Origin of the sequence: Acinetobacter sp. WC-141 (assembly GCF_000313935.1) — a bacterium.
Classification (GTDB): domain Bacteria; phylum Pseudomonadota; class Gammaproteobacteria; order Pseudomonadales; family Moraxellaceae; genus Acinetobacter.
This window is the reverse complement of sequence record NZ_AMSS01000020.1, coordinates 59,162-74,343: the sequence shown is the minus strand read 5'-3', so window position 1 is coordinate 74,343 and position 15,182 is coordinate 59,162. Positions and strand designations below refer to the sequence as shown.

Below are 15,182 nucleotides of genomic sequence, written 5' to 3'. Positions count from 1 at the left end.
ACACTTCACAGCAGATAAAATTGACAGTTTTTCAGGGAAACAGAAATTTTAGGCAAAAAAAAGTAGCATTGCGACGGTTCAGCACATGCTACTTATTAACTGAGATAAGCTTTTAACGGCTTATATTATTTTTGTTCTATATAATCCTTAAGTAAAGTTCCTGCTCTTCCTACTACCACAGCCATAACTACTGCAATTAACAGAAACATCCACATTGAAATCTCCATGAGAGACCTCCTTACTACAATCGCACCCAGTTATAAACTGGACACTTGATGAAATTAATCGACTAACCAATTTAATAATTGACTGATCGACGACCTTGCATCCTCTGTCTCTTAACTTTGCTAAAATTAGCTTTGCTAAGATGTTCCCTGAGTAAAGTTCCTGCTCTTCCTATCACCACTGCCAAAATTATGGCAATGACCAAGAACGACCATGTTGGCATCTCCATTTTGAGACCTCCGACACACTTTACGTTGGTGTTTGTACTTTAACCGATCAAATAGATACCCATAGGTGAAATTGTCAGACAATTGTATTTCCTTAGGTTTTTTCTATATTTTAATTAGACAATCCTGAGCTCAAGTAAAAAAATAAAGATTAAATTATTGTTTTTTATGAAATTTAAATAAATATACAAATGTAGAATTGTCTAACAATTAATAAAGTTTTTGTAAGACTTTTAATTTTTTCCAATACTGCAAAGGAAGTTGATCGAACCAAATAATAGCTACTTTTATGGGTGCTTCTTCAAAATAAATAATTATAAATATCTGATAATCAATTATTTTAGAAATTTCCACACGAGAAATTATTTTTTGCGACGAGTATACAACTGTCCAAGATTTTTGATCTAGATAGGCAATTTGAGAAATTCGTGATTGTTTTAAAAAAAAGTAAAAACTAATAGATAAAAGGATAAGACTAAATAGCCACCACATAGGTGATAACAATTGATAAAGTAAGATTGCTAAACTCAAGCCAATAAAAAGCTGAAATATTATCGAGAAACGACTATATTTCAGCTCAAAATTCAATTCTTTTATCAAAACAGTTTAGCCATGTACGTACTGTTTTAATTTATAAATAAATTCACGTAACTCTGTACGTGGAGGTTCAGAAACTTCCATGAACCAATCTAATAAATCTGGATCTTCTTGTTCAACTAATTCTGCAAATAAGGCCTTCTCTGCTGGATCCGCATTTAGATAATAGTTTTTTACATAAGGGTCAAAATAGACGTCAATTTCTTTTAAGCCGCGGCGTGCTCGATAAATTACTTTACGTTCTTCCAAGGTCATTTCGTCAGACATTTATTTCCCCATCTGCGTTGATAGTGCGCATAGTTTACCTGATCACATTCCAAAGATCGCTAAAAATATCAAATTGACCAAATTTATCATCTTGTTCTCATAATTGAGCATTCATCACATTGTTCGTCATGAAATGCTTCCGTATGTTTAAGGAAATAACATCACACCTGAACCAAGGAAGAAATACAAATGCAATCTGGTGCTATCCGTCCTATTCCAAATATGTTACCGAGACAACTATTTAACGAAGAGCATGAAGCTTTCCGCGAAACAGTTCGTAAATTTTATGAAAAGGAAGTTGTTCCCAATATTGAAAAATATGAAAAACAACAACATGTTGATCGAGACCTTTGGAATAAGGCTGGAGAATTAGGCCTCTTGTGTACCACAATGCCAGAGCAATACGGTGGGTCTGGAGTAGACCGCTTATACAGCATGATCTTAATTGAAGAACAAGCTTATGCTATGGACTCTAGTACTGGCTTTTCTTTGCATTCAGATATTGTTGCTAATTATGTGAACAACTTTGGTAATGACCAACAAAAACAAAAGTGGTTACCGAAAATGGCAACCGGAGAAGTAGTCACAGCTATTGCGATGACTGAGCCTGGTACTGGTTCTGATTTACAAGCAGTGAGAACCACAGCCGTACTTGATGGTGATGATTATGTGATTAATGGTTCAAAGATTTTCATTACTAACGGCTATTTATGTGACATGGTCGTAGTGGTTTGTAAAACCGGCAATAACGACAAAGGTTCAGCAAACTTATCACTCATTATTGTTGAAGCAGACCGCGCTGGCTTTAGCAAAGGTAAGCCTCTTAATAAAATTGGAATGAAAGGCCAAGATACCTGCGAATTATTTTTTGATAATGTTCGGGTTCCTAAAGAAAATCTTTTAGGTATGGAAGGCATGGGCTTTATCATGCTCATGAAAGAATTAGCATGGGAACGAATGCTAGTTGCTATTATTTGTCAGGCAGGAGCTGAAGCAGCATTTGCACATACCGTTCAATACACGAAAGACCGTAAAGCATTTGGTAAACCTATTAGCGCATTCCAAAATACGCGTTTTAAACTTGCTGAGCTGAGAACAGAGATAGATTTCTGTCGTACCTATTTAGATCGTTGTATGGAATTACAACTTGAAGAAAAATTAAGTGTGGAAGCTGCTGCAGCTGCAAAATATAAAATTTCAGACATGTTCTCAAAAATTGTAGATGAATGTCTTCAACTGCATGGTGGTTATGGTTACATGCTTGAGTATCCAATTGCACGTGCCTACATCGATCATCGAGCAAATCGAATTTATGCAGGTACAAATGAAATTATGAAAGAATTAATCTCAAGAACACTTTAATACCTTCATAAGAAAAGGGGCATTACGCCCCTTTTCTTTATTCAATATAATTTAAGATACTAATTTTGGCTTACGCTCATTCGTTTCAGAACGTTTATGGAAATGGAGAATACCATCGTCAAATTTTGCATTTTTCAGGGACTTTCTATCTTCTAAATAATTATTGGTCACCTGCCATGGAGCACGCTTACCTTGTTTTGGAAGTTCATGTGCTGCACGGTTAATATAGCCTGAAGATAGTTTACCCATTACGGTATCTTCTTCCATCACAGTTTTATCACCCGATGGAATCACTTCATCATAACTATTTTTGTCCATATAATTTAATAAGCGACAAATATATTCAGCAGCAATATCAACTTTAAGCGTCCATGATGCATTTACATAGCCAATAATCATAGCCATATTCGGTACATCGCTTAGCATTATGCCGTTATAAAGCATATGTTCAGATGAGTTGATTGGTTTTCCATCAAGAGTAGCCTGAACACCACCCATAATCTGTACTTGTAAACCTGTTGCAGAAATCACGATATCCGCGTCAAGGTGTTTACCAGATTTAAGTAAAATACCCTTTTCAGTAAATTTCTCAATTTGATCTGTTTCTACACTCGCTTTCCCTTCACGCAAAATCTTAAATAAGTCACCATCAGGTACTACACACAGACGTTGATCCCAAGGATTATATGAAGGTGTAAAGTGCTTCATATCAACTTTGCCCTTTAACTGCACTTCAATTGCTTTTAAGAGTAAGCGACGTACAGTCTTCGGATGTTTCTGAGATAACGCATAAATAGCGCGTTGCATACCAATATTACGTGCACGGGTAAATTTATAAGCTGTCTCTTCAGACATAAATTTACGAGTTTTTTCATAGATGAAGTCGATAGACGGTACACTAGCAATATATGTTGGTGAACGCTGCAACATAGTAACGTGACCAGCTCCACCTTTGGCCATTGCCGGTACTAAAGTAATTGCTGTTGCGCCACTACCAATAATAACGACCTTTTTACCTGTATAATCTAAATTCTCAGGCCAATGCTGTGGATGAATGAGTTGTCCTTTAAACGCTTCTTGATTTGGGAAAGAAGGAGCATATCCCTGATCATAATTATAATAACCAGTACACCCTACAACAAAATTAGCAATCCAAGTCTGTTGTTTCTTCTTACTATCCTCAATTACTACCTGCCATTTCTTTGATTCAGAATCATAATTAGCAGAAAGTACACGATGACCAAAGTGAATTTTTTCTTTTAATTTATATTCATCAATTACTTCGCCTAAATATCCTTTAATAGAAGCACCATCAGCTAATACATTCGCTTTACACCATGGTTTAAAATTAAAACCGAATGTAGACATATCTGAGTCTGAGCGAATGCCAGGATAACGGAAAAGATCCCATGTTCCACCAAAAGATTCACGACGCTCTAAAATTTCAAATTGGCGTTGTGGAGAATTTTTTGATAAATGAGCAGCAATTCCAATTCCTGAGATACCTGCGCCAATGATTAAAATATCAACTTGCTTTTCCATTTTATTTTTATACCCATTGTTGAGAATATAAGTTTATTAAAGCACAATTTTGACAATACACAATGTCAAGTTTGACCGTTTATCCGTTTTTTTATGTCACTTGGGGACATTTTTATAATTTTATTAATTATTAAAAATAAAAAAGACCGGTATAAAACCGGTCTTTTTTTGAATAAAATCAATTATTCAGCTGAAGTGTTCACTTCACGATCTACAAGCTCAACGTAAGCCATCGGTGCTGCATCACCAGCACGGAAGCCCGCTTTAAGAACACGTAGATAACCGCCGTTACGTTCTTTGTAACGAGGGCCGAGTACGGTAAATAATTTACCTACAGTTGCAGCATTACGAGTACGAGCAAATGCTAAACGACGATTTGCTACAGTATCGTTTTTTGCTAGAGTGATTAAAGGCTCAGCAACACGACGTAATTCTTTAGCTTTAGGCACAGTTGTTTTGATCAACTCGTGTTCAAATAAAGAATTAGCCAAGTTTTGGAACATCGCTTTACGATGGCTGCTTGTACGGCCTAATTTCACACCACTATTACGATGACGCATGGTGATAGTCCTACTTAATTAACGGCTACGATAGGCAAAACGGTCGTCCATACGAAGACTAGCTGGTGGCCAGTTTTCAAGACGCATACCGAGTTGTAAGCCTTTCGATGCCAAAACATCTTTGATCTCTGTTAACGATTTTTTACCAAGGTTAGGAGTTTTTAACAACTCAACTTCAGTACGTTGAACAAGATCACCAATGTAGTAAATATTTTCTGCTTTCAAACAGTTAGCAGAACGAACAGTAAGCTCTAGATCATCTACTGGGCGAAGCAAGATTGGGTCAACTTCTTCACGAGGCTCTTGAGCAACTGGAGTTTGGTCTTTCTGAAGATCAACAAAAATTGCAATTTGTTGTTGCAAGATTGTTGCCGCTTTACGGATTGCTTCTTCAGGATCAACCGTTCCATTTGTCTCGAGGTCGATTACCAGTTTATCTAAATCGGTACGTTGTTCTACACGCGCGTTTTCAACGGTGTAAGACACACGTTTAATCGGGCTATAAGAAGCATCTAATTGCAAACGACCAACAGGACGTGTTTCGCCTTCAGGGAAACGAGAATCAGATGTTTCATAACCACGACCTTGAGCAACTTTCAAGCGCATTTTTAATGAGCCTGAAGCACTCAAAGTACCAATCAAATGTTCTGGATTAACCACTTCAACATTATGAGGTAAACGAAGGTCAGCAGCAGTAATTTCGCCAGGACCTTGTTTCTCTAATGTTAAATATGCTTCATTTTGATCGAACAGCTTAATAGACAATCCTTTTAGGTTCAGCAAGAGCTCGACGATGTCCTGCTGCAAGCCTTCTAAAGTACTGTACTCGTGCTCGACACCTTCTATTTCCACTTCAACCACAGCAGCGCCAGGTAAAGAAGACAATAGAATGCGACGTAAAGCATTACCTAGAGTGTGGCCAAAACCACGCTCTAAAGGTTCTAGAATCACTTTTGCCGAGGTCCCGCTAACCGCTTCGACCTTGATCGCTTGCGGAGTTAGAAACTCGTTTGCAGTACGCGTCATTATTGCTACCTCAAGGATTATTTAGAATACAATTCTACAATCAAGCTTTCATTGATTTCAGCAGGTAAATCAGCACGATCTGGTGCAGCTTTAAACGTACCTTCAAGCTTAGAATGATCAACATCCATCCAAGCTGGAATACCACGTTGTGCAGCTAACTCAATCGCGTTTTTAATACGCAACTGTTGTTTAGCACCTTCGTGAACCGCAATTACATCACCAGCTTTAACTTGAATAGATGCGATGTTTACACGACGACCATTCAAAGTAATGCTACGGTGACTTACTAACTGACGAGCTTCTGCACGTGTAGAACCAAAACCCATGCGATAAACAACGTTATCAAGACGGCTTTCAAGCAATTTCAACAAGTTCTCACCTGTTGCGCCTTTAACACGAGCTGCTTCTTTATAGTAGTTACTAAATTGACGTTCTAACACACCGTAAATACGACGGACTTTTTGTTTTTCACGTAATTGTAGTGAATACTCAGATTGCTTACCACCGCGTGCCTGACCATGTTGACCAGGTGCTTTGTTAGCTTTTTTAGTTTTGACGTCAAATGGTTTAACGCCAGATTTAAGTTGCAGGTCTGTCCCTTCGCGGCGAGAGAGTTTGCATTTTGGACCAATATAACGAGCCATGAATGTTTCTCCTTACACGCGACGTTTTTTAGGTGGACGGCAACCGTTGTGAGGAATTGGCGTCACATCGGTAATGCTGTTAATTTTATAACCCACTGCGCCTAATGCACGAACCGCAGACTCACGACCTGGACCAGGACCTTTTACAAGGACATCCAGATTTTTCAAACCGTAATCTAAAGCTGCTTTACCAGCAACTTCAGCAGCTACCTGAGCAGCAAACGGAGTTGATTTACGTGAACCACGGAAGCCTTGTCCACCAGAGGTGGCCCAAGCCAATGCATTACCTTGACGATCAGTAATCGTAACAATGGTGTTATTAAAAGACGCGTGAATGTGTGCAACACCTTCAGAGACGGTACGAGTGACCTTCTTGCGTGTGCGAGTATCTTTAGCCATCTTTTAGCTTCCAGAAATCTTACTTTTTAATCGGTTTGCGCGGACCTTTACGGGTACGTGCGTTAGTTTTGGTGCGTTGACCACGGACAGGCAAGCTGCGACGATGGCGAAGGCCGCGATAGCAACCCAAATCCATTAAACGTTTAATGTTCATGGAAATTTCGCGACGTAAGTCACCTTCGGTAGGAACCTTAGCAACTTCTGCACGAATCGCATCAAGCTGAGCATCGTCCAACTCACGGATCTTAGTAGTTTCAGTAATACCAACTGTAGCTAAGATATTCTTAGCAGTATGGCGACCGACACCAAAGATGTAAGTGAGGGAGATAACAGCATGCTTGTTATCCGGAATGTTTACACCGGCAATACGAGCCATTCACTTTCTCCAAAAAGGCAGTAGAGATAATCAACCGCCCCACAAAATCTTGAGGGGCGGATATTAACCCAATTCGCCTACTGAAATCAACAGGTCTTGATTAGATTAACCTTGACGCTGCTTATGACGAGGTTCTGCGCTACAAATTACGCGAATAACCCCATTACGACGGATAACTTTACAGCTACCACAAATTTTCTTTACAGAAGCTTGTACTTTCATGATGAAACCTCTAAGTGCGCTTATCCCTTAGGATGAGCAGTCGTTTTTCTCATTAATGTTTGATTATCATATTGATGAGATGTTAAGTGCGCTTGTAGCTGAGCCATAAAGTCCATAACAACGACAACTACGATTAGTAATGATGTACCACCCAAAGAGAATGGGATTCCAAAAGAACTTTGTAGAATCATTGGCATTAAACAAATGACCGTAATATAAATCGCACCAATAAACGTCAAACGATTAAGAATATGATCTAAGTAACGAGCAGTTTGCTCACCTGGGCGAATACCAGGCACATAAGCTCCGCTGCGTTTTAGATTTTCTGATACTTCCTTAGGGCTAAATACTAAAGCCGTATAAAAGTAACAGAAAAAGATAATTAACGCACCAAAGAGCACCAAATACAAAGGCTGTCCAGGCGACAATACTAAAGCTAAATCTTGTAAGCTACGCTTAATGAATCCAGCATTTGCATCTGCACTTCCTACCCATTGACCAAGACTCGCTGGGAACAATAGTAAAGAACTTGCAAAAATCGCAGGAATCACACCAGCCATATTAATTTTCAATGGCAAATGTGTCTGCTGTGCCGTAAATATACGACGACCTTGCTGCTTTTGTGCATAGTTTACTGGAATACGACGTTGTGCTTTTTCAATAAACACAATGGCAGCCAATACACCTACAGACAAAAGACCAAAGATCACAAGACCAATTAAGCTTGTCTGACCATTATCTACTGATGAAACTGATTGCATAATTAATTTAGGCAAACCAGAAACAATACCAGCAAAAATAATCATTGAGATACCGTTACCAATACCTCTTTCAGTGATTTGTTCACCTAGCCACATTAAGAACATAGTTCCAGCGACAAGTGATGTAACTGCTGGTATATAAAACTCAAGGCCAACTGACAGAGTTATACCCTGACCAATCAAACCTGCGCACATACCAACTGCCTGAACCACTGCAAGCAATAATGTACCCTGACGCGTATATTGATTAATTTTACGCTTACCTTGCTCACCTTCCTTTTTCAAGGATTCTAGTGAAGGAATTACCGTAGACATTAACTGCACAATAATTGATGCAGAAATGTAAGGCATAATTCCTAAAGCAAGAATAGACATTCGCTCTAAAGCACCGCCAGAAAACATATTGAATAGCCCAAGAATAGTTCCTTGGTTCGCATGAAATAAATTTTCTAACGCAGCATTATTAATGCCTGGTACTGGAATATGCGCTCCTAGTCGAAAGACCAGCAATGCACCGATTAGAAAACTCATCCGGCGAATAATTTCACGATATTTCACATGAAATGGCTGACCTTTCATCATGTTGACATGACCTGAAGAACTAGGAGACATAGACACTCGAGATTACTCCTCGACTTTGCCGCCAGCTGCTTCAATCGCAGCTTTAGCGCCTTTAGTCAATGCAACACCTTGAACAGTGAATGCACGAGTGATTTCACCAGAAAGTACGATACGAGCACGAATTTGGTCACGACGAACAACATTCGCAGCTTTCAAAGTTTCTAGGCTAACGATGTCGCCTTCAACTTTGCTTAACTCAGATAAACGTACTTCAGCAGTTTTTAAAGCGATTTGGCTAGTGAAACCGAATTTAGGTAAACGACGATAAATCGCTGTTTGACCGCCTTCAAAGCCTGGACGAACGCCACCACTTTTACGTGATTTTTGACCTTTGACACCACGGCCACCGGTCTTACCAACGCCAGAACCGATACCACGGCCTAAACGACGGTTTTCACGTTTTGCACCTTCTGCAGGCGCAAGCTCATTTAAACGCAGAGTCATGGCTTATTCCTCTACACTAACCATATAGTAGACTTTGTTGACCATACCGCGGTTAGAAGGCGTATCTTGCACTTCTACAGTATGACCAATACGACGCAGACCTAAACCTTGTAAGCAAAGCTTGTGATTTTTCAAGCGATGTGAAGAAGATTTAGTCTGGGTAACTTTAATCGTTTTCATGATTGATTACCCTTGAATTTCTGCTACTGATTTACCACGTTTCGCAGCGACTTTCTCAGGAGAAGTCATATCACGCAAACCTTTGAAAGTTGCGTTTACTACGTTTGCAGCATTAGTAGAACCATAACATTTAGCAAGTACGTTATGCACGCCTGCAGCTTCTAGAACGGCACGCATTGCGCCACCAGCGATTACGCCAGTACCTTCAGAAGCAGGTTGCATGTATACACGGCTTGCACCATGACGAGCATTCACAGGGTGTTGTAAAGTAGTACCAGCAAGGTCTACAGTAATCATGTTGCGACGCGCAGCTTCAAGTGCTTTAGAAATAGCAGCTGGAACTTCACGTGCTTTACCACGACCAAAACCAACACGACCATTACCATCACCCACAACAGTTAATGCTGTGAAAGAGAAGATACGACCGCCCTTAACAACTTTGGCTACACGATCAACGGCAACCAGCTTTTCAACAAGACCTTCGTTTTGTTCAACTTTAGCCATGATTAGAACTCCAAGCCGTTTTCACGAGCAGCATCAGCCAAGGCTTTGATACGACCATGATATTTAAAACCAGAACGGTCAAATGCAACTTTAGTTACACCAGCTGCTTTCGCGCGCTCTGCGATTAAAGCACCTACTTTAGTAGCAGCGTCTACATTACCTGTAGTACCGCTACGTAAAGATGCATCCAAAGTTGAAGCTTGTGCTAAAACTTTGCCACCATCTGCTGAAATAACTTGAGCATAGATGTGACGCGGAGTGCGGTTTACACACAAACGAGTCGCACCCAATGCACGGATGTGCAAGCGTGTGCTTTTCGCACGACGCAAACGGGTTTGTTTCTTTTCGTTCATAAGAACCTCGCGCCTTATTTCTTCTTAGCTTCTTTACGAAGAATGACTTCATCCGAATAACGAACACCTTTACCTTTATATGGTTCAGGAGAACGATACGCACGGATTTCTGCCGCTACTTGACCTAACAACTGCTTGTTTGCTGATTTCAAAATGATCTCAGTTGCAGTTGGAGTTTCCGCTGTTACACTTTCAGGTAAAGCGTAGTCAATTGGGTGTGAGTAACCAAGGTTAAGGTTTACAACAGTACCCTTAACCGCAGCTTTATAACCAACACCAACTAGCTGCAACTTACGTTCGAAGCCTTCACTAACCCCTTTTACAAGGTTATTCAATACAGCGCGAGCAGTACCAGCTTGCATCCAAGCATCTTTCGATTCTTTAACTGGAGCAAGTTGAAGTTTACCTTCTTCCTGTTTTAGCTCGACCAGCGCATGCAGGTTGAAAGACAACGTACCTTTGCTGCCTTTCACCTCGACCTGCCGGCCGTTCTGAGTAACTGTTACACCATTCGGTACAGTTACTGGGGCTTTAGCCACACGAGACATGAGGAATCACCTATTAAGAAACAAAAGCAATAACTTCACCACCAACGCCCGCAGCACGTGCAGCGCGATCAGTCATGATGCCTTTGCTTGTAGAAACAATTGCAATACCTAAACCTTGCTTAACGCTTGGAAGTTTATCTTTACCACGGTATTGGCGAAGACCTGGACGGCTTACGCGCTTAACCATTTCGATAACTGGTTTGCCTTCGAAATATTTTAAAGTAATTGTCAAAGTAGATTTTGTCTCTTCTTGAGCAACTTCTACGTTTGAAACATAACCTTCTTGTTGAAGTACATTTGCAATAGCAACTTTCAACTTAGAAGAAGGCATAGAAACAGTTTGTTTCTTAGCCATTTGTGCGTTACGAACACGTGTTAGCATGTCGGCAACGGTATCTTGCATACTCATTTAGTCGCTCCTTACCAGCTTGCCTTAACAACGCCTGGCACATCACCCTGCATTACTGTGTCACGTAATTTGTTACGGCTTAAACCGAACTTACGGAAGTAACCATGAGGACGACCAGTTAAACCACAACGGTTACGAAGACGTACCGGAGATGCATTACGTGGCAATGCTTGTAACTTTAACGTCGCTTCGAAACGCTCTTCTTCACTTGCGTTTACGTTTGCAATTGTAGCTTTTAATTCAGCACGTTTTGCAGCGTATTTAGCAACTGTTTTTTCGCGTTTCAATTCGCGATTAATCATACCTTTCTTAGCCATATCGACCTCTTATTTGAACGGGAAGCCGAATGCACGCATAAGCGCACGGCCTTCGTCATCGGTTCGAGCAGTCGTAGTAATAGTAATATCCATACCACGAATACGATCAATCTTATCGAAATCGATTTCAGGGAAAACGATTTGCTCTTTCAAACCCATCGAGTAGTTACCACGACCATCAAATGATTTCGAAGAGAAACCACGGAAGTCACGGATACGAGGGATTGCGATTGAGATCAAACGATCCAAGAATTCGTACATTTGGTCGCCACGTAAAGTAACTTTACAACCAATCGGCCAACCATCACGGATTTTAAAACCTGCGATAGATTTACGAGCAAGTGTAATTACTGGTTTTTGACCAGCAATTAATTGCATGTCGACTACAGCGCCATCTAATAATTTCTTATCAGTTGCAGCTGCGCCTACACCCATGTTTAGGGTAATTTTTGTGATGCGTGGAATTTCCATCACATTCTTAATGCTAAGTTCTTCTTTTAACTTTGCTTTAAGTTCATCATTGTAACGTGCTTTAAGTCTGGCCATTGCCTTTTCAACCTATTACTTCGCTACCGCCACTGATTCACCATTTGATTTATAAACGCGAGTTTTCACGCCATCAATCACTTGGTAACCAACACGGTCAGCCTTCTGGGTTGTAGCATTTAAAATTGCCACGTTTGAAATATGAAGCGAAGCTTCTTGAGTAACGATACCGCCTTCAGCGCCAGTTACACGATTCGGCTTTTGATGCTTCTTCACTAAGTTAAGGCCTTCAACCTTAACGCGGTCTTCAGAAACAGACAATACAGTACCCTGTTTGCCTTTTTCTTTACCTGCGATCACAATAACTTGATCGCCTTTTTTAATCTTAGCCATGATTGCCTCTTATAGAACTTCAGGAGCCAATGAAATGATTTTCATGAACTGTTCAGTACGAAGTTCACGAGTCACTGGTCCGAAGATACGAGTAGCAATCGGAGCTTTGTTGTTGTTCAGGATAACTGCAGCATTATCATCAAAACGGATCACAGAACCATCTGGACGACGAATGCCGAATTTAGTACGAACTACAACCGCATTCATCACGTCACCTTTTTTAACACGTGCGCGTGGGATTGCTTCTTTTACAGTAACTTTAATAATGTCGCCAACAGAAGCATAACGACGATGTGAACCACCAAGTACTTTAATACATTGTACGCGGCGAGCACCACTGTTGTCTGCTACGTCGAGCATAGTTTCGGTTTGAATCATTGCCCTACTCCAAAACCGAGCATCACCGGTCACAATTTCGAAAGGCTCAAAGAGTACTCGAAATTGACCGATGATGCAACAAGAACGTCGAATTACTCAGCAGCTGCTTCAACTACTTCCACTAAAGTCCAAGCTTTAGTTTTAGAAATTGGGCGGCTTTCTTTGATTGTCACAACATCACCAATTTTAGCGACGTTATTCTCATCATGAGCGTGTAACTTAGTTGAACGGCGAATTGACTTGCCATACAACGGGTGTTGAACGCGGCGTTCAATAAGAACAACAATAGATTTATCCATTTTGTCACTTACGACTTTGCCGGTTAACGTGCGGACTGTTTTTTCACTCATTGTCCGTTCCCCTGTTTTTCGGTAAGGAGTGTCTTAATACGAGCAATTGTCTTACGAGCAACTTGCACTTCGTGCGATTTACCCAACTGACCAGTTGCTTTCGCCATACGAAGACGGAATTGGTTAAGCTGTTGCTCATCAAGCAAAGCTTTCAACTCTTCTACCGACTTTTCACGTAAATCTTTAGTTTTCATTACATTACCGTCCGAGTCACGATAGTGGTTTTAAACGGAAGTTTAGCAGCAGCTAAAGCAAATGCTTCACGCGCTAATTCTTCGTTCACACCTTCAATTTCGTACAGGATCTTACCTGGTTGGATCTGGCAAACCCAGTACTCCACGCTACCCTTACCTTTACCCATACGCACTTCAAGAGGCTTTTGAGTAATTGGTTTATCCGGGAATACGCGAATAAAGATTTTACCACCACGCTTAATACGGCGGCTAATAGTACGACGTGCAGCTTCAATCTGACGCGCAGTCATACGACCACGTTCAGTTGCTTTAATTGCAATCGAACCAAATGATACTGTACTACCACGATGCGCTAGACCAGTATTACGGCCTTTGTGCACCTTACGGAATTTGGTACGTTTAGGTTGCAACATGGATTATTCTCCCTTGTCAGCAGCACGGTCACCGCGACGACCACGACGCTCTTGACCTTCACCACGACCACGACCACGTTTAGCTGGACGATCTTCAGCAGGAGCAGGGTTCATGACTTGTTTCATGCCACCTAAAATCTCACCACGGAAAATCCAAACTTTAACACCAATCGTACCGTAAGTTGTTTCTGCACGCACAGTCGCATAGTCAATGTCTGCACGTAATGTATGTAAAGGTACACGACCTTCACGATACCATTCTGTACGAGCAATCTCTGCACCACCTAAACGGCCAGACACTTCAACTTTGATACCTTTAGCACCAGCACGCATAGTGTTTTGAACCGCACGCTTCATAGCACGACGGAACATTACACGCTTTTCTAATTGAGAAGCGATTGCTTCAGCAACTAAACGCGCATCTAAGTCTGGGCGATCAATTTCATTGATACTTACTTGCGCAGGAACACCCATAATGCTGGTAAGTTCACGCTGTAATTTCTCAATATCTTCGCCTTTTTTACCGATTACGATACCAGGACGAGCTGTGCTAATTGTTACTTTAGCAGCGCCTGATGGACGTTCGATAAGAATGTTGCTGATCATCGCATTCTTAAGTTTTTTAGTTAAAAACTCACGAACTTGAAGATCTTTAAGCAAGTATTCAGCGTATTGTTTCGGACTCGCATACCAGTTAGCGTTATGACGTTTCACAACACCTAGGCGGATACCGATTGGATGAACCTTCTGACCCATATCAAACCCCTACCTTAACGGTGATGTGACAAGTACGCTTCGTAATACGATCTGCACGGCCTTTAGCACGTGGCATAATACGTTTAAGGCTAACACCTTCATCAACGTAAATCGTAGAAACTTTAAGATCGTCAACATCTAAACTGTTATTGTGTTCAGCGTTTGCAATCGCAGATTCCAATGCTTTTTTTACTAAAACAGCAGCTTTTTTATTGCTGAAGTTTAAAATATTTAAAGCATGCGCAACAGATTTGCCGCGAATAAGATCTGCAACCAAACGTGCCTTTTGTGCCGAGATAGCGGCACCGCGTAATTTAGCAGTTACTTCCATCATGACACCTATTAACGTTTAGACTTCTTGTCAACACCGTGACCACGATAGGTACGAGTTGGCGCGAATTCACCGAGTTTATGACCAACCATATGCTCAGTAACAATTACTGGAACGTGATTACGACCATTATGAACAGAAATTGTTAAACCAACAAAATCTGGAAGGATCATCGAACGACGAGACCAAGTTTTAATCGGCTTGCGAGAGTTACTAGCAACAGCCGCTTCAACCTTAGCGAACAAGTGCGCATCGACGAATGGGCCTTTTTTCAGAGAACGAGGCATTAGTCAGATT

26 protein-coding genes and 1 pseudogene are annotated in these 15,182 nt (G+C 40.8%); 1 reads left to right on the top strand and 26 read right to left on the bottom strand.

Features of this window, described 5'->3' with window-relative positions:
- Positions 1-662 precede the first annotated feature (662 nt).
- Positions 663-1,052, bottom strand: a complete 390-nt coding sequence (locus ACINWC141_RS20455; protein WP_009388002.1) for a hypothetical protein — start codon at positions 1,050-1,052, stop codon at positions 663-665.
- A 6-nt stretch (positions 1,053-1,058) separates the two neighbouring features.
- On the bottom strand, positions 1,059-1,316 hold the full coding sequence (locus tag ACINWC141_RS03725; RefSeq protein ID WP_004789602.1) for an FAD assembly factor SdhE: 258 nt from the start codon (positions 1,314-1,316) through the stop codon (positions 1,059-1,061).
- A 189-nt stretch (positions 1,317-1,505) separates the two neighbouring features.
- Between ACINWC141_RS03725 and ACINWC141_RS03720 the strand changes: the two genes are divergently transcribed.
- The gene (locus ACINWC141_RS03720) at positions 1,506-2,678 is read left to right on the top strand and encodes an acyl-CoA dehydrogenase family protein (RefSeq protein WP_009388047.1); all 1,173 of its coding nucleotides are present in this window, start codon (positions 1,506-1,508) and stop codon (positions 2,676-2,678) included.
- A gap of 51 nt (positions 2,679-2,729) precedes the next feature.
- Here ACINWC141_RS03720 and ACINWC141_RS03715 read toward each other — a convergent pair whose 3' ends face one another.
- The 24 genes and pseudogenes from ACINWC141_RS03715 to rpsS all read right to left on the bottom strand — a co-directional run bounded on the left by ACINWC141_RS03715 (position 2,730) and on the right by rpsS (position 15,172).
- Positions 2,730-4,220: a flavin-containing monooxygenase gene (locus ACINWC141_RS03715; RefSeq protein WP_009388042.1), complete on the bottom strand. Its 1,491-nt coding sequence runs from the start codon at positions 4,218-4,220 to the stop codon at positions 2,730-2,732.
- A gap of 182 nt (positions 4,221-4,402) precedes the next feature.
- Entirely contained in the window at positions 4,403-4,780 is a 378-nt protein-coding gene (gene rplQ, locus ACINWC141_RS03710) for a 50S ribosomal protein L17 (protein WP_002049717.1), read from the bottom strand.
- An 18-nt stretch (positions 4,781-4,798) separates the two neighbouring features.
- The gene (locus ACINWC141_RS03705) at positions 4,799-5,806 is read right to left on the bottom strand and encodes a DNA-directed RNA polymerase subunit alpha (protein ID WP_003653641.1); all 1,008 of its coding nucleotides are present in this window, start codon (positions 5,804-5,806) and stop codon (positions 4,799-4,801) included.
- A 17-nt stretch (positions 5,807-5,823) separates the two neighbouring features.
- Positions 5,824-6,450 (bottom strand): 30S ribosomal protein S4, encoded by a 627-nt coding sequence (gene rpsD / locus ACINWC141_RS03700; RefSeq protein ID WP_003653643.1) that lies wholly within the window; start codon positions 6,448-6,450, stop codon positions 5,824-5,826.
- 12 nt (positions 6,451-6,462) lie between these two features.
- Complete coding sequence (gene rpsK, locus ACINWC141_RS03695) at positions 6,463-6,849, bottom strand: 30S ribosomal protein S11 (RefSeq protein WP_001040166.1); 387 nt, start codon at positions 6,847-6,849, stop codon at positions 6,463-6,465.
- Positions 6,850-6,868: 19 nt separating this feature from the next.
- Positions 6,869-7,225 (bottom strand): 30S ribosomal protein S13, encoded by a 357-nt coding sequence (gene rpsM / locus ACINWC141_RS03690; protein ID WP_004789609.1) that lies wholly within the window; start codon positions 7,223-7,225, stop codon positions 6,869-6,871.
- Positions 7,226-7,330: 105 nt separating this feature from the next.
- The gene (rpmJ, locus tag ACINWC141_RS03685; protein ID WP_000867907.1) at positions 7,331-7,447 is read right to left on the bottom strand and encodes a 50S ribosomal protein L36; all 117 of its coding nucleotides are present in this window, start codon (positions 7,445-7,447) and stop codon (positions 7,331-7,333) included.
- A gap of 20 nt (positions 7,448-7,467) precedes the next feature.
- Positions 7,468-8,787 carry a preprotein translocase subunit SecY gene (secY, locus tag ACINWC141_RS03680; RefSeq protein WP_171061958.1) on the bottom strand — a complete coding sequence of 440 codons (1,320 nt, stop codon included), beginning with the start codon at positions 8,785-8,787 and terminating at the stop codon, positions 7,468-7,470.
- Positions 8,788-8,832: 45 nt separating this feature from the next.
- Positions 8,833-9,273, bottom strand: a complete 441-nt coding sequence (gene rplO / locus ACINWC141_RS03675; protein ID WP_003653650.1) for a 50S ribosomal protein L15 — start codon at positions 9,271-9,273, stop codon at positions 8,833-8,835.
- A gap of 3 nt (positions 9,274-9,276) precedes the next feature.
- Positions 9,277-9,453 (bottom strand): 50S ribosomal protein L30, encoded by a 177-nt coding sequence (gene rpmD / locus ACINWC141_RS03670; RefSeq protein WP_003653652.1) that lies wholly within the window; start codon positions 9,451-9,453, stop codon positions 9,277-9,279.
- 6 nt (positions 9,454-9,459) lie between these two features.
- The gene (gene rpsE / locus ACINWC141_RS03665; protein ID WP_003653653.1) at positions 9,460-9,957 is read right to left on the bottom strand and encodes a 30S ribosomal protein S5; all 498 of its coding nucleotides are present in this window, start codon (positions 9,955-9,957) and stop codon (positions 9,460-9,462) included.
- A 2-nt stretch (positions 9,958-9,959) separates the two neighbouring features.
- Positions 9,960-10,310: a 50S ribosomal protein L18 gene (gene rplR / locus ACINWC141_RS03660; RefSeq protein WP_003653654.1), complete on the bottom strand. Its 351-nt coding sequence runs from the start codon at positions 10,308-10,310 to the stop codon at positions 9,960-9,962.
- Positions 10,311-10,324: 14 nt separating this feature from the next.
- Complete coding sequence (gene rplF / locus ACINWC141_RS03655; protein WP_009388018.1) at positions 10,325-10,858, bottom strand: 50S ribosomal protein L6; 534 nt, start codon at positions 10,856-10,858, stop codon at positions 10,325-10,327.
- Positions 10,859-10,871: 13 nt separating this feature from the next.
- A complete protein-coding gene (gene rpsH / locus ACINWC141_RS03650) occupies positions 10,872-11,267 on the bottom strand; it encodes a 30S ribosomal protein S8 (RefSeq protein ID WP_004789617.1) in 396 nt (131 codons plus the stop codon).
- A gap of 11 nt (positions 11,268-11,278) precedes the next feature.
- Complete coding sequence (rpsN, locus tag ACINWC141_RS03645; RefSeq protein WP_009388045.1) at positions 11,279-11,584, bottom strand: 30S ribosomal protein S14; 306 nt, start codon at positions 11,582-11,584, stop codon at positions 11,279-11,281.
- Positions 11,585-11,593: 9 nt separating this feature from the next.
- Positions 11,594-12,130 (bottom strand): 50S ribosomal protein L5, encoded by a 537-nt coding sequence (gene rplE, locus ACINWC141_RS03640; RefSeq protein WP_004789621.1) that lies wholly within the window; start codon positions 12,128-12,130, stop codon positions 11,594-11,596.
- Positions 12,131-12,145: 15 nt separating this feature from the next.
- Entirely contained in the window at positions 12,146-12,463 is a 318-nt protein-coding gene (rplX, locus tag ACINWC141_RS03635) for a 50S ribosomal protein L24 (protein WP_002116820.1), read from the bottom strand.
- Positions 12,464-12,472: 9 nt separating this feature from the next.
- The gene (gene rplN / locus ACINWC141_RS03630; protein WP_001982634.1) at positions 12,473-12,841 is read right to left on the bottom strand and encodes a 50S ribosomal protein L14; all 369 of its coding nucleotides are present in this window, start codon (positions 12,839-12,841) and stop codon (positions 12,473-12,475) included.
- A gap of 92 nt (positions 12,842-12,933) precedes the next feature.
- Positions 12,934-13,191 (bottom strand): 30S ribosomal protein S17, encoded by a 258-nt coding sequence (gene rpsQ, locus ACINWC141_RS03625; RefSeq protein ID WP_001291845.1) that lies wholly within the window; start codon positions 13,189-13,191, stop codon positions 12,934-12,936.
- On the bottom strand, positions 13,188-13,385 hold the full coding sequence (gene rpmC, locus ACINWC141_RS03620; protein WP_000849928.1) for a 50S ribosomal protein L29: 198 nt from the start codon (positions 13,383-13,385) through the stop codon (positions 13,188-13,190). Before rpmC ends, rpsQ begins: the two co-directional genes overlap by 4 nt.
- Positions 13,385-13,798, bottom strand: a complete 414-nt coding sequence (gene rplP, locus ACINWC141_RS03615; RefSeq protein WP_002049688.1) for a 50S ribosomal protein L16 — start codon at positions 13,796-13,798, stop codon at positions 13,385-13,387. The genes rpmC and rplP overlap by 1 nt, the downstream gene beginning before the upstream one ends.
- A pseudogene (gene rpsC, locus ACINWC141_RS03610) lies at positions 13,738-14,554 on the bottom strand (30S ribosomal protein S3). The gene rplP and the pseudogene rpsC overlap by 61 nt, the downstream one beginning before the upstream one ends.
- A gap of 1 nt (position 14,555) precedes the next feature.
- A complete protein-coding gene (rplV, locus tag ACINWC141_RS03605) occupies positions 14,556-14,885 on the bottom strand; it encodes a 50S ribosomal protein L22 (protein ID WP_004639524.1) in 330 nt (109 codons plus the stop codon).
- Between the two features lie 11 nt (positions 14,886-14,896).
- Positions 14,897-15,172 carry a 30S ribosomal protein S19 gene (rpsS, locus tag ACINWC141_RS03600; protein ID WP_001138119.1) on the bottom strand — a complete coding sequence of 92 codons (276 nt, stop codon included), beginning with the start codon at positions 15,170-15,172 and terminating at the stop codon, positions 14,897-14,899.
- Between the last annotated feature and the right edge of the window lie 10 nt (positions 15,173-15,182).

Bases quoted from the DNA above. Each gene is read 5' to 3' on its own strand.
- secY (WP_171061958.1), bottom strand. From the start codon at position 8,787: ATGAAAGGTCAGCCATTTCATGTGAAATATCGTGAAATTATTCGCCGG.
- rpmC (WP_000849928.1), bottom strand. From the start codon at position 13,385: ATGAAAACTAAAGATTTACGTGAAAAGTCGGTAGAAGAGTTGAAAGCT.
- rpsH (WP_004789617.1), bottom strand. From the start codon at position 11,267: ATGAGTATGCAAGATACCGTTGCCGACATGCTAACACGTGTTCGTAAC.
- rplX (WP_002116820.1), bottom strand. From the start codon at position 12,463: ATGGCTAAGATTAAAAAAGGCGATCAAGTTATTGTGATCGCAGGTAAA.
- rplE (WP_004789621.1), bottom strand. From the start codon at position 12,130: ATGGCCAGACTTAAAGCACGTTACAATGATGAACTTAAAGCAAAGTTA.
- ACINWC141_RS03705 (WP_003653641.1), bottom strand. From the start codon at position 5,806: ATGACGCGTACTGCAAACGAGTTTCTAACTCCGCAAGCGATCAAGGTC.
- rplP (WP_002049688.1), bottom strand. From the start codon at position 13,798: ATGTTGCAACCTAAACGTACCAAATTCCGTAAGGTGCACAAAGGCCGT.
- rpsK (WP_001040166.1), bottom strand. From the start codon at position 6,849: ATGGCTAAAGATACTCGCACACGCAAGAAGGTCACTCGTACCGTCTCT.
- ACINWC141_RS03720 (WP_009388047.1), top strand. From the start codon at position 1,506: ATGCAATCTGGTGCTATCCGTCCTATTCCAAATATGTTACCGAGACAA.
- rpsE (WP_003653653.1), bottom strand. From the start codon at position 9,957: ATGGCTAAAGTTGAACAAAACGAAGGTCTTGTTGAAAAGCTGGTTGCC.
- rplV (WP_004639524.1), bottom strand. From the start codon at position 14,885: ATGGAAGTAACTGCTAAATTACGCGGTGCCGCTATCTCGGCACAAAAG.
- rplN (WP_001982634.1), bottom strand. From the start codon at position 12,841: ATGATTCAAACCGAAACTATGCTCGACGTAGCAGACAACAGTGGTGCT.
- ACINWC141_RS03715 (WP_009388042.1), bottom strand. From the start codon at position 4,220: ATGGAAAAGCAAGTTGATATTTTAATCATTGGCGCAGGTATCTCAGGA.
- rpmD (WP_003653652.1), bottom strand. From the start codon at position 9,453: ATGAAAACGATTAAAGTTACCCAGACTAAATCTTCTTCACATCGCTTG.
- rpsD (WP_003653643.1), bottom strand. From the start codon at position 6,450: ATGGCTCGTTATATTGGTCCAAAATGCAAACTCTCTCGCCGCGAAGGG.
- rplR (WP_003653654.1), bottom strand. From the start codon at position 10,310: ATGAACGAAAAGAAACAAACCCGTTTGCGTCGTGCGAAAAGCACACGC.
- rplF (WP_009388018.1), bottom strand. From the start codon at position 10,858: ATGTCTCGTGTGGCTAAAGCCCCAGTAACTGTACCGAATGGTGTAACA.
- rpmJ (WP_000867907.1), bottom strand. From the start codon at position 7,447: ATGAAAGTACAAGCTTCTGTAAAGAAAATTTGTGGTAGCTGTAAAGTT.
- rplO (WP_003653650.1), bottom strand. From the start codon at position 9,273: ATGACTCTGCGTTTAAATGAGCTTGCGCCTGCAGAAGGTGCAAAACGT.
- rpsS (WP_001138119.1), bottom strand. From the start codon at position 15,172: ATGCCTCGTTCTCTGAAAAAAGGCCCATTCGTCGATGCGCACTTGTTC.
- rpsN (WP_009388045.1), bottom strand. From the start codon at position 11,584: ATGGCTAAGAAAGGTATGATTAATCGCGAATTGAAACGCGAAAAAACA.
- ACINWC141_RS03725 (WP_004789602.1), bottom strand. From the start codon at position 1,316: ATGTCTGACGAAATGACCTTGGAAGAACGTAAAGTAATTTATCGAGCA.
- rpsM (WP_004789609.1), bottom strand. From the start codon at position 7,225: ATGGCTCGTATTGCCGGTGTAAACATTCCGGATAACAAGCATGCTGTT.
- rplQ (WP_002049717.1), bottom strand. From the start codon at position 4,780: ATGCGTCATCGTAATAGTGGTGTGAAATTAGGCCGTACAAGCAGCCAT.
- rpsQ (WP_001291845.1), bottom strand. From the start codon at position 13,191: ATGAGTGAAAAAACAGTCCGCACGTTAACCGGCAAAGTCGTAAGTGAC.